The organism is Chamaesiphon sp. OTE_20_metabat_361 (genome assembly GCF_031364565.1).
In genome coordinates this window covers 1-12,212 of sequence record NZ_JANLWO010000344.1, presented here as the reverse complement: position 1 = coordinate 12,212, position 12,212 = coordinate 1, and the positions used below count along the sequence as shown (strand labels likewise).

The 12,212-nt window shown below is 48.3% G+C and carries 8 protein-coding genes; 4 read left to right on the top strand and 4 right to left on the bottom strand.

Going from position 1 to position 12,212, the window contains the following annotated elements; genetic code table 11:
- Together RMO35_RS10030 and RMO35_RS10035 are read right to left on the bottom strand one after the other, a co-directional pair.
- On the bottom strand, nt 1-2,832 hold a 2,832-nt coding region (locus RMO35_RS10030; RefSeq protein WP_309740831.1), incomplete at its 3' end, for a DUF4394 domain-containing protein.
- Between the two features lie 357 nt (nt 2,833-3,189).
- The gene (locus tag RMO35_RS10035) at nt 3,190-3,387 is read right to left on the bottom strand and encodes a hypothetical protein (RefSeq protein ID WP_309740832.1); all 198 of its coding nucleotides are present in this window, start codon (nt 3,385-3,387) and stop codon (nt 3,190-3,192) included.
- A 54-nt stretch (nt 3,388-3,441) separates the two neighbouring features.
- Between RMO35_RS10035 and RMO35_RS10040 the strand changes: the two genes are divergently transcribed.
- Entirely contained in the window at nt 3,442-4,953 is a 1,512-nt protein-coding gene (locus RMO35_RS10040; RefSeq protein ID WP_309740834.1) for a site-2 protease family protein, read from the top strand.
- Nucleotides 4,954-5,144: 191 nt separating this feature from the next.
- The gene (locus RMO35_RS10045; protein WP_309740837.1) at nt 5,145-6,059 is read left to right on the top strand and encodes a slipin family protein; all 915 of its coding nucleotides are present in this window, start codon (nt 5,145-5,147) and stop codon (nt 6,057-6,059) included.
- Between the two features lie 94 nt (nt 6,060-6,153).
- On the opposite strand, the gene RMO35_RS10050 is transcribed toward RMO35_RS10045, so the two are convergent.
- Both RMO35_RS10050 and RMO35_RS10055 read right to left on the bottom strand, forming a co-directional pair.
- Entirely contained in the window at nt 6,154-7,068 is a 915-nt protein-coding gene (locus tag RMO35_RS10050; RefSeq protein ID WP_309740837.1) for a slipin family protein, read from the bottom strand.
- Between the two features lie 191 nt (nt 7,069-7,259).
- A complete protein-coding gene (locus tag RMO35_RS10055; RefSeq protein ID WP_309740834.1) occupies nt 7,260-8,771 on the bottom strand; it encodes a site-2 protease family protein in 1,512 nt (503 codons plus the stop codon).
- Between the two features lie 54 nt (nt 8,772-8,825).
- Here RMO35_RS10055 and RMO35_RS10060 point away from each other — a divergent pair, with 54 nt between their 5' ends.
- Nucleotides 8,826-9,023, top strand: a complete 198-nt coding sequence (locus RMO35_RS10060) for a hypothetical protein (protein ID WP_309740832.1) — start codon at nt 8,826-8,828, stop codon at nt 9,021-9,023.
- Between the two features lie 357 nt (nt 9,024-9,380).
- A partial coding sequence (locus tag RMO35_RS10065) for a DUF4394 domain-containing protein (protein WP_309740831.1) occupies nt 9,381-12,212 on the top strand: 2,832 nt, incomplete at its 3' end.

The window sequence follows — 12,212 nt, the reverse complement described above, 5'->3', positions numbered from 1 at the left end:
CACTTTGAAGCTTATCTGAAATACAGCATCATTAAAGTCATTATCGGAAACTCCTAAATTACCTGGTAAATCCTCAAACCCGAAGGTATTGTTGCCTAAAGAGCGCAGGTGACTAGCTTTGTCAGGATTAGCATTAGTTATCCCAAAATAAGCCACTCGATCGTCAATCTTGGTAGCTGCTTGGTTGTTGGGGTTGCTTGCTAAAAACTCTTCTGGTGTTAAGTTGCCCAAATTGGCAATAACAAAAGGAGTATAGAACTTGCCTCCTGTCAAGAAAACATTGCCAAAATTTGTAGGAGTGGTGTCATTGCTGGCATTGCCACCCGCACGGATGTTAACGTCCTTGACCCGAGTGGCGATCGCCGATCGGGCATAGGCAGCATCTCCGGGCAGCAGTTCGACAATTCCATCGCCATTAGCATCGATTCCGCCCGAACCATCAGCCACTTCATACAAGCCCACAAAGTTATCGAAGGCGGCAAAAGAAGCTGTAGATGGATTGTTGTCCAAATTGGCAGCGACTCGATTTGCGCCAGTAATATCGTAAATTACCGCACTGCCACCCGTATTGTTGGGAGTTACCGATACCACCGTAGGCGCGATCGTCGAATTAGCAACAGTGGCGAGTCCCTGATAGGTTTTGCCATCAGAGCCGATCGTCCCGAGATTTGAAGCTGCACCAGTTTGGAGGTCGATGCTGTAGAGGGTGGAATTGGACACGGCAAAGGCGGCATTCGTGCCCTCAGCCGTAGAAATAATGTCGAAGCCGCTCGATGCACCAAAGTCAATGCCCAGCGCGCCGATTGTGGTTAACGTGCCGTTATTGGGTGGATTCTGCAAAGTCAGAACATCGAGAGCGGCATCGATATCGTAGAGCTGCGTAGCAGTGGGGCTAGCGATCGCGTTGGTGTATGCTGCTGCTGATACTGCGGGATTAGCGCCAAAATTGGCATCACCTGCGGCATAAGCGAGATTGGTATCGACAATTACCGCTCCCGTATCCACATTAATCCGCAAACTTTGGTCGTTGTCGCCGACTAAGCGCAAGCGATCGGCAACGGGGTTAAAGTCAAAACCCGTAACGGTTGTGCCTGTAAACTGCTGACTCAGGGTGCTAACCAGAGACGCTGCGCCGCTGTTGGGGTCGAGCGTATAGAGGTTACTCGCACTAGTGAGTCCGTAAATCAAGCCGTTGGCTGGGCGGGTATCGATACCTAGTAAGGTTTCGCCACTTTTGAGTCCAGTTACCGCGATCGAGCGTACCGCACGGGGATTGCCAGGGTTAAAAGAGGCGAGCGTATTGGTATTAGATAGTGCGAGGAATCGGGAGTTAGTCGCGATCGGATTCACGATCTTGGCGCTACTGACTGTTGCTAGCCCACGTAACTTAGAGGTATCGGCAGATGATGAAACAATCGCTCCCGAATTAGTCGCTTGACCTGTTAATAGGTCGATGCTGTATAAAGTTGAGTTGGAGATTGCAAAGGCAGCATTGCTACCATTACTGCCAGGAATAATATCAAAACCAGCCACAGTATCTAAATCGATACCCAAGTTACCAACCGTAGTTAAGGCACCGTTATTGGGCGGGTTCTGCAAAGTGAGGACATCGAGAGCGGCATCGATATCGTAGAGTTGAGTGGAAGTCGTGCCTGCAAAGGAATTAGTATAGCCCGCTGCCGTAATCGTGGGATTTTTACTGGCATTGACATCCCCTGTTGCATAGGCGAGATTGCCATCGACAGTTACCGCTCCGGTATCTACATTAATTCGGAAATTTTGGTCGTTATCCCCGACTAGGCGCAATCGATCCGCGACCGGATTAAAATCAAATCCCGATATTGAGGTGGCGGTAAATGGGGTGCTTAGCGTACTAACTTTAGTCGCCACACCTGTATTCGGATTAATTGTATAAATCGTGTTTGCCGTGCTAATCCCATAAACCAGTCCATTCGCCGGACGCGTATCGATACCGATCAGGGGCGCATCCACACCCACGATCGCGATCGTGGTCGTCCGGTTGGGGCTGCTAGGGTTGAAGGAAACTAGCTTATTATCGTTAGTTAGTGCCAAAAACTGGGAATTTGCAGCAATTGGATTGATGTCTGGAGCTGCTGCGGCAACCAGTCCTTTAAAGTTCTGGCTAGAACCCGCACCAATAGCTCCCAGGTTAGTTGCTGTGCCCGTGCCTAGATCGATCGAGTACAACTTGCCATTAGAAGTGGCAAAGGCGGCATTATTATTCAGCGAGGATGAGACAATATCAAATCCACTCAAAGAACCAAAATCTACACCCAAATTACCAATTGTTGCCAAAGTTCCATTATTGGGCGGATTTTGCAGGACTAGAACATCCTGTAAGTCGTCAATATCGTAAAGTTGGGTTGCGGTCGTTCCCGCGAAGGAATTAGTATAAGCGGCGGCAGTAATGTTGGGGTTATCACCTGCATTGACATCTCCCGCCGCAAAAGCCAGATTGCCATCGACAGTCACCGCGCCCGTATCGACATTAATCCGAAAATTTTGGTCGTTATCTCCAACTATACGCAACCGATCCGCCACTGGATTAAAGTCAAATCCCGATATTGAGGTGGCGGTAAACGGGGTGCTCAGAGTACTAACTTTCGTCGCGATGCCCGTATTGGGATCGATCGTATAAATCGAGTTTGCTGTGGTAATCCCATAAATCAGACCATTCGCCGGACGCGTATCGATGCCCAACAGCGCACCGTCTACCCCTGTGACAGGGATAGAACTGACTCTAGACAGATTGCTAGAATTAAAAGACACGAGAACATTATTGTCACTGAGCGCGATAAAAGATGATGCCATACTTGTCTCTAGAATGTGGTAATTCGGCAGATGCAGAAGTTAACAGGCAGAATAGACTTACTGTTAATACGTTGGGTTGAGAATGTTGGATTCAAATGGGTAAAAAGTTTCATTCAGCATCGCTATCTCGAAAACCTTGCCGCCGGGGTAAGATTTCCGCCACTGTCCGCCAACCACCGAACGTTGGCACCAGCACCTCAGACAAAATGTTTTTCTAGCTCATATCGGCACAAACGCCCTCATCGACTACGTTACAGCGCCGCAGCTCGATAATCATCTACCAAAAGGATTAGACCGAAAATCGATCGCACCCGTTGGACATCGTTCTGACTCCCTTCCTAGTGACTGATTAGACATCTAGTAAGAGAGTGGAGAGTGAATAGTGGATGGTGAACTACAGATATCTAGTTCTTGAGCGGGAAGGGAGTAGCTAAAATTTGACGATCGATCGAATTGCCCTGACTTCACTTTAGAAGTTGGGGCGATCGAGTTAGACTGGTAACGAATCGTCACACCGCACATTAAGTAGTAGCCGCTACTGAATATTGCTGTCATCCTATATATAGGTAGCGATCGGCGCGACCTACTTCCAGTATCTAATTAGCACAAATGATTACAGCAGCAAATACAACAACAATCGCGCTCCTAACAATCTCACTCGGTATCCTGGGCTGGGGTTATTATCGGAATCGAGACTTGGGTAAATTTGGGACGCTCTCCTGGCTGCAATCAGCCGTGTTGATGGTGCCGTGGCTGTTGAGCTTTGGGGCATTAGTTGCTGGATTTTATATCAATCTTGCCGGAATCCTCCTACTGCTAGTCATTTCCACTTGCCTGTATATCTGGTTGGGAACTCAAGTCCGCCTTGCCGCCCAAGATCCGGAAATAGCAGTCAAACTCGCAGAGCGGCTGCGCGATCGGCAAAGCAAAATGCCAATCGAACAGCTCCCCATCACCGCCGAAATTGGCGATCGAGACCTGTCGAGCGCGATGGACGTGCTAACTATCCCCGACGCCGACTTGAGCGGGATTAAAGGGATTTTCGGCATCGATACTTTTTATGCTACTGAAACGCTCGCCTACGGACAAGGGGCAATTTTTAAAGGTAATTTGCGCGGTGAGGCAGCGGCAGTGCATCAGCGGTTGACAGACAAGCTCGCCAGCAAAGTTGGCGACAAGTACCGTCTGTTTCTGGTTGCCGATCCCGAAGATCGTCCGGTAGTAGTCGTATTGCCCAGTAGCAGCGACCCCCAGCCTGCAACAGTCGGACAGCAGATCCTCGCCGTAGTCATGCTCATCGCTACGATCGCGACTAGTTTGGAGGCGATGGGGGTATTTTTAGGCTTTGATTTTTACGAGCATACCGAGCGCATCCGCGAAGTGTTACCGCTGGCGCTAGGAGTTTGGACGATCCTCATCGCTCATGAAATGGGACATCAAGTACTCGCACAAAGGCGTCATGTCAAAATCGGCTTACCGTTCTTTCTCCCCACCGGACAAATTGGCGCATTTGGGGCGATTACTAGATTTGAATCCTTATTACCCGATCGATCGACCCTGTTTGATATCGCCTTGGCTGGCCCTGCGGCTGGAGGAATTATCTCCCTGATGATGCTGGTAGTCGGACTGCTGTTATCTCAGTCGGGAAGCGGTTTAGAAATTCCCTCGCAATTTCTGCAAGGTTCGATTTTAGTTGGTAGTATTGCTAAAATTATCTTAGGTGAGACAGCACATCAAGCGACGCTTTCCATTCATCCATTGGTAATCATCGGCTGGTTGGGATTGGTAATCAATGCGCTCAATTTGATGCCAGCCGGACAGTTAGATGGCGGGAGAATCGTCCAAGCGATCTATGGACGCAAAACCGCTCAACGCAGCACCCTAGTTACGCTAGTATTTTTGGGATTTGTCGCTTTTTTCAATCCTGCTAATTTAGTAATTTTCTATTGGTTGATTTTAGTCGGATTTCTCCAACGGGCATTGGAACGCCCGAGTTTAGATGAAATTACCGAACCAAATGATACTCGCGCCGCGCTAGGCTTACTCGCTTTATTTCTGATGGCTGCAACAATTATTCCCTTTAGTCCCGAGTTGGCTGGAAGATTAGGAATTGGGGGATAGGAACTAGGTTTTAGGTTTTAGGCTTTAGGCTTTAGGGGTAAGAAATTAGGAATTAGGCTTTGGGTTTTGAGGCTCTAGGCTTTAGGGTAAGGGATTAGGATCGTAGGGTGTGTTACTCCGTAGGATAACGCACCCACACATACACATTATTCAGAATCTAGAATCGATCGTTAATTAAATAACTAAATATCATGGGCGAATTAGGATTTGGAATTGCGGCGATAATTGCGGCGGCGATTATCAAATCGGGCATTAGAGTCGATCGAGAATACGAGCGCGGGGTGATCTTTCACTTAGGACGCTTTCAACAGATTAAAGGGCCAGGACTGTATTTCATTACGCCGATTCTCGACCAAAAAGTCCAAGTAGATATTCGGACTAAAACTGTTGATATCGCGCCCCAAGAAGCGGTTACTGCCGATAGTGTGACGATCAAAATTAATGCCGTCCTGTACTATCGGATCATCGATCCGATGAAAGCCATCAGTAGAGTAGAAAACTACCAAATGGCGGTATATCAGGCTTCAATGACGACCCTCCGCAATATTGTCGGTCAACATAATCTCGATGACATGCTCCAAAGTCGCGATAAAATCAACGCCAAAGTGCAAGAAATCGTCGATGAAATCACCGAACCCTGGGGTGTCGCGATCGAGCGTGTCGAACTCAAGGATGTCGAAATCCCGATTTCGATGCAGCGGGCGATGGCTAAAGAAGCCGAAGCCGCCCGCGAGAAACGCGCGCGACTAATCAAGGCAGAAGCCGAGCAAGAAGCTTCTAAATTGCTTAGTGAAGCCGCACAACAAATGATGGAAAATCCCGCCGCTTTGGAATTGCGGCGATTGCAAATGTTGACCGAAATTGGTGCCGAAAATAATACTACTACGTTGGTGATGATCCCTTCCGACATTATTAGTCTGGCAAAAGAATGGTCCACCGCCGCTCATAACAATAATGTTGCCGCTGCGCTAGCCAGTCAACAAAAAGCTACTCCAACAGAGAATTTACTCAATCCTAGTAGCACCCACCAACTCAACTTACCCGCGCCAGCAGCTACTCCCGAGGAGAAATCTCAACTGTTGTCTGACAAACTCGATCGCATATAATTTTGACAGTTAGGCACTGTCAAACAAAAAAGGGTAGATGCAATTTATAAATTGCATCTACCCTTTTTTGTTTGACAGTGCCTAACTGTCAAAATTATATGCGATCGAGTTTGTCAGACAACAGTTGAGATTTCTCCTCGGGAGTAGCTGCTGGCGCGGGTAAGTTGAGTTGGTGGGTGCTACTAGGATTGAGTAAATTCTCTGTTGGAGTAGCTTTTTGTTGACTGGCTAGCGCAGCGGCAACATTATTGTTATGAGCGGCGGTGGACCATTCTTTTGCCAGACTAATAATGTCGGAAGGGATCATCACCAACGTAGTAGTATTATTTTCGGCACCAATTTCGGTCAACATTTGCAATCGCCGCAATTCCAAAGCGGCGGGATTTTCCATCATTTGTTGTGCGGCTTCACTAAGCAATTTAGAAGCTTCTTGCTCGGCTTCTGCCTTGATTAGTCGCGCGCGTTTCTCGCGGGCGGCTTCGGCTTCTTTAGCCATCGCCCGCTGCATCGAAATCGGGATTTCGACATCCTTGAGTTCGACACGCTCGATCGCGACACCCCAGGGTTCGGTGATTTCATCGACGATTTCTTGCACTTTGGCGTTGATTTTATCGCGACTTTGGAGCATGTCATCGAGATTATGTTGACCGACAATATTGCGGAGGGTCGTCATTGAAGCCTGATATACCGCCATTTGGTAGTTTTCTACTCTACTGATGGCTTTCATCGGATCGATGATCCGATAGTACAGGACGGCATTAATTTTGATCGTCACACTATCGGCAGTAACCGCTTCTTGGGGCGCGATATCAACAGTTTTAGTCCGAATATCTACTTGGACTTTTTGGTCGAGAATCGGCGTAATGAAATACAGTCCTGGCCCTTTAATCTGTTGAAAGCGTCCTAAGTGAAAGATCACCCCGCGCTCGTATTCTCGATCGACTCTAATGCCCGATTTGATAATCGCCGCCGCAATTATCGCCGCAATTCCAAATCCTAATTCGCCCATGATATTTAGTTATTTAATTAACGATCGATTCTAGATTCTGAATAATGTGTATGTGTGGGTGCGTTATCCTACGGAGTAACACACCCTACGATCCTAATCCCTTACCCTAAAGCCTAGAGCCTCAAAACCCAAAGCCTAATTCCTAATTTCTTACCCCTAAAGCCTAAAGCCTAAAACCTAAAACCTAGTTCCTATCCCCCAATTCCTAATCTTCCAGCCAACTCGGGACTAAAGGGAATAATTGTTGCAGCCATCAGAAATAAAGCGAGTAAGCCTAGCGCGGCGCGAGTATCATTTGGTTCGGTAATTTCATCTAAACTCGGGCGTTCCAATGCCCGTTGGAGAAATCCGACTAAAATCAACCAATAGAAAATTACTAAATTAGCAGGATTGAAAAAAGCGACAAATCCCAAAAATACTAGCGTAACTAGGGTGCTGCGTTGAGCGGTTTTGCGTCCATAGATCGCTTGGACGATTCTCCCGCCATCTAACTGTCCGGCTGGCATCAAATTGAGCGCATTGATTACCAATCCCAACCAGCCGATGATTACCAATGGATGAATGGAAAGCGTCGCTTGATGTGCTGTCTCACCTAAGATAATTTTAGCAATACTACCAACTAAAATCGAACCTTGCAGAAATTGCGAGGGAATTTCTAAACCGCTTCCCGACTGAGATAACAGCAGTCCGACTACCAGCATCATCAGGGAGATAATTCCTCCAGCCGCAGGGCCAGCCAAGGCGATATCAAACAGGGTCGATCGATCGGGTAATAAGGATTCAAATCTAGTAATCGCCCCAAATGCGCCAATTTGTCCGGTGGGGAGAAAGAACGGTAAGCCGATTTTGACATGACGCCTTTGTGCGAGTACTTGATGTCCCATTTCATGAGCGATGAGGATCGTCCAAACTCCTAGCGCCAGCGGTAACACTTCGCGGATGCGCTCGGTATGCTCGTAAAAATCAAAGCCTAAAAATACCCCCATCGCCTCCAAACTAGTCGCGATCGTAGCGATGAGCATGACTACGGCGAGGATCTGCTGTCCGACTGTTGCAGGCTGGGGGTCGCTGCTACTGGGCAATACGACTACTACCGGACGATCTTCGGGATCGGCAACCAGAAACAGACGGTACTTGTCGCCAACTTTGCTGGCGAGCTTGTCTGTCAACCGCTGATGCACTGCCGCTGCCTCACCGCGCAAATTACCTTTAAAAATTGCCCCTTGTCCGTAGGCGAGCGTTTCAGTAGCATAAAAAGTATCGATGCCGAAAATCCCTTTAATCCCGCTCAAGTCGGCGTCGGGGATAGTTAGCACGTCCATCGCGCTCGACAGGTCTCGATCGCCAATTTCGGCGGTGATGGGGAGCTGTTCGATTGGCATTTTGCTTTGCCGATCGCGCAGCCGCTCTGCGAGTTTGACTGCTATTTCCGGATCTTGGGCGGCAAGGCGGACTTGAGTTCCCAACCAGATATACAGGCAAGTGGAAATGACTAGCAGTAGGAGGATTCCGGCAAGATTGATATAAAATCCAGCAACTAATGCCCCAAAGCTCAACAGCCACGGCACCATCAACACGGCTGATTGCAGCCAGGAGAGCGTCCCAAATTTACCCAAGTCTCGATTCCGATAATAACCCCAGCCCAGGATACCGAGTGAGATTGTTAGGAGCGCGATTGTTGTTGTATTTGCTGCTGTAATCATTTGTGCTAATTAGATACTGGAAGTAGGTCGCGCCGATCGCTACCTATATATAGGATGACAGCAATATTCAGTAGCGGCTACTACTTAATGTGCGGTGTGACGATTCGTTACCAGTCTAACTCGATCGCCCCAACTTCTAAAGTGAAGTCAGGGCAATTCGATCGATCGTCAAATTTTAGCTACTCCCTTCCCGCTCAAGAACTAGATATCTGTAGTTCACCATCCACTATTCACTCTCCACTCTCTTACTAGATGTCTAATCAGTCACTAGGAAGGGAGTCAGAACGATGTCCAACGGGTGCGATCGATTTTCGGTCTAATCCTTTTGGTAGATGATTATCGAGCTGCGGCGCTGTAACGTAGTCGATGAGGGCGTTTGTGCCGATATGAGCTAGAAAAACATTTTGTCTGAGGTGCTGGTGCCAACGTTCGGTGGTTGGCGGACAGTGGCGGAAATCTTACCCCGGCGGCAAGGTTTTCGAGATAGCGATGCTGAATGAAACTTTTTACCCATTTGAATCCAACATTCTCAACCCAACGTATTAACAGTAAGTCTATTCTGCCTGTTAACTTCTGCATCTGCCGAATTACCACATTCTAGAGACAAGTATGGCATCATCTTTTATCGCGCTCAGTGACAATAATGTTCTCGTGTCTTTTAATTCTAGCAATCTGTCTAGAGTCAGTTCTATCCCTGTCACAGGGGTAGACGGTGCGCTGTTGGGCATCGATACGCGTCCGGCGAATGGTCTGATTTATGGGATTACCACAGCAAACTCGATTTATACGATCGATCCCAATACGGGCATCGCGACGAAAGTTAGTACTCTGAGCACCCCGTTTACCGCCACCTCAATATCGGGATTTGACTTTAATCCAGTGGCGGATCGGTTGCGTATAGTTGGAGATAACGACCAAAATTTTCGGATTAATGTCGATACGGGCGCGGTGACTGTCGATGGCAATCTGGCTTTTGCGGCGGGAGATGTCAATGCAGGTGATAACCCCAACATTACTGCCGCCGCTTATACTAATTCCTTCGCGGGAACGACCGCAACCCAACTTTACGATATTGACGACTTACAGGATGTTCTAGTCCTGCAAAATCCGCCCAATAATGGAACTTTGGCAACAATTGGTAATTTGGGTGTAGATTTTGGTTCTTTGAGTGGATTTGATATTGTCTCATCCTCGCTGAATAATAATGCCGCCTTTGCCACTTCTAATGGCAAGTTGTACTCGATCGATCTAGGCACGGGCACAGCAACTAACCTGGGAGCTATTGGTGCGGGTTCTAGCCAGAACTTTAAAGGACTGGTTGCCGCAGCAGCTCCAGACATCAATCCAATTGCTGCAAATTCCCAGTTTTTGGCACTAACTAACGATAATAAGCTAGTTTCCTTCAACCCTAGCAGCCCCAACCGGACGACCACGATCGCGATCGTGGGTGTGGATGCGCCCCTGATCGGTATCGATACGCGTCCGGCGAATGGACTGGTTTATGGGATTAGCACGGCAAACACGATTTATACAATTAATCCGAATACAGGTGTGGCGACTAAAGTTAGTACGCTAAGCACCCCATTTACCGCCACCTCAATATCGGGATTTGATTTTAATCCGGTCGCGGATCGATTGCGCCTAGTCGGGGATAACGACCAAAATTTCCGAATTAATGTAGATACCGGAGCGGTAACTGTCGATGGCAATCTCGCCTATGCAACAGGGGATGTCAATGCCAGTAAAAATCCCACGATTACGGCAGCGGGCTATACTAATTCCTTTGCAGGCACGACTTCCACTCAACTCTACGATATCGATGCCGCTCTCGATGTCCTCACTTTGCAGAACCCGCCCAATAACGGTGCCTTAACTACGGTTGGTAACTTGGGTATCGATTTAGATACTGTGGCTGGTTTTGATATTATTCCTGGCAGTAATGGTAGCAATGCTGCCTTTGCAATCTCCAACTCAACTTTATACAGCATCGACCTATTAACAGGTCAAGCGACTAATTCGGGAGCGATTGTTTCATCATCTGCCGATACCTCTAAGTTACGTGGGCTAGCAACAGTCAGTAGCGCCAAGATCGTGAATCCGATCGCGACTAACTCCCGATTCCTCGCACTATCTAATACCAATACGCTCGCCTCTTTTAACCCTGGCAATCCCCGTGCGGTACGCTCGATCGCGGTAACTGGACTCAAAAGTGGCGAAACCTTACTAGGTATCGATACCCGCCCAGCCAACGGCTTGATTTACGGACTCACTAGTGCGAGTAACCTCTATACGCTCGACCCCAACAGCGGCGCAGCGTCTCTGGTTAGCACCCTGAGTCAGCAGTTTACAGGCACAACCGTTACGGGTTTTGACTTTAACCCCGTTGCCGATCGCTTGCGCTTAGTCGGCGACAACGACCAAAGTTTGCGGATTAATGTGGATACGGGAGCGGTAATTGTCGATACCAATCTCGCTTATGCCGCAGGTGATGCCAATTTTGGCGCTAATCCCGCAGTATCAGCAGCAGCATACACCAACGCGATCGCTAGCCCCACTGCTACGCAGCTCTACGATATCGATGCCGCTCTCGATGTTCTGACTTTGCAGAATCCACCCAATAACGGCACGTTAACCACAATCGGCGCGCTGGGCATTGACTTTGGTGCATCGAGCGGCTTCGACATTATTTCTACGGCTGAGGGCACGAATGCCGCCTTTGCCGTGTCCAATTCCACCCTCTACAGCATCGACCTCCAAACTGGTGCAGCTTCAAATCTCGGGACGATCGGCTCTGATGGCAAAACCTATCAGGGACTCGCCACTGTTGCTAATTCGACGATCGCGCCTACGGTGGTATCGGTAACTCCCAACAATACGGGTGGCAGTGCGGTAATTTACGATATTACTGGCGCAAATCGAGTCGCTGCCAATTTGGACAACAATCCATCTACAGCTTCTTTTGCCGCCTTCGATAACTTTGTGGGCTTGTATGAAGTGGCTGATGGTTCGGGCGGAATCGATGCTAATGGCGATGGAATTGTCGAACTGCTGCCCGGAGATGCTGCCTATGCCCGATCGGCGATCGCCACTCGGGTCAAGGACGTTAACATCCGTGCGGGTGGCAATGCCAGCAATGACACCACTCCTACAAATTTTGGCAATGTTTTCTTGACAGGAGGCAAGTTCTATACTCCTTTTGTTATTGCCAATTTGGGCAACTTAACACCAGAAGAGTTTTTAGCAAGCAACCCCAACAACCAAGCAGCTACCAAGATTGACGATCGAGTGGCTTATTTTGGGATAACTAATGCTAATCCTGACAAAGCTAGTCACCTGCGCTCTTTAGGCAACAATACCTTCGGGTTTGAGGATTTACCAGGTAATTTAGGAGTTTCCGATAATGACTTTAATGATGCTGTATTTCAGATAAGCTTCAAAGTG

What these genes read in the sequence shown, in the direction of transcription:
- RMO35_RS10040 (WP_309740834.1), top strand. Translation starts at nt 3,442, where the DNA reads ATGATTACAGCAGCAAATACAACAACAATCGCGCTCCTAACAATCTCA.
- RMO35_RS10035 (WP_309740832.1), bottom strand. Translation starts at nt 3,387, where the DNA reads ATGACAGCAATATTCAGTAGCGGCTACTACTTAATGTGCGGTGTGACG.
- RMO35_RS10060 (WP_309740832.1), top strand. Translation starts at nt 8,826, where the DNA reads ATGACAGCAATATTCAGTAGCGGCTACTACTTAATGTGCGGTGTGACG.
- RMO35_RS10045 (WP_309740837.1), top strand. Translation starts at nt 5,145, where the DNA reads ATGGGCGAATTAGGATTTGGAATTGCGGCGATAATTGCGGCGGCGATT.
- RMO35_RS10055 (WP_309740834.1), bottom strand. Translation starts at nt 8,771, where the DNA reads ATGATTACAGCAGCAAATACAACAACAATCGCGCTCCTAACAATCTCA.
- RMO35_RS10050 (WP_309740837.1), bottom strand. Translation starts at nt 7,068, where the DNA reads ATGGGCGAATTAGGATTTGGAATTGCGGCGATAATTGCGGCGGCGATT.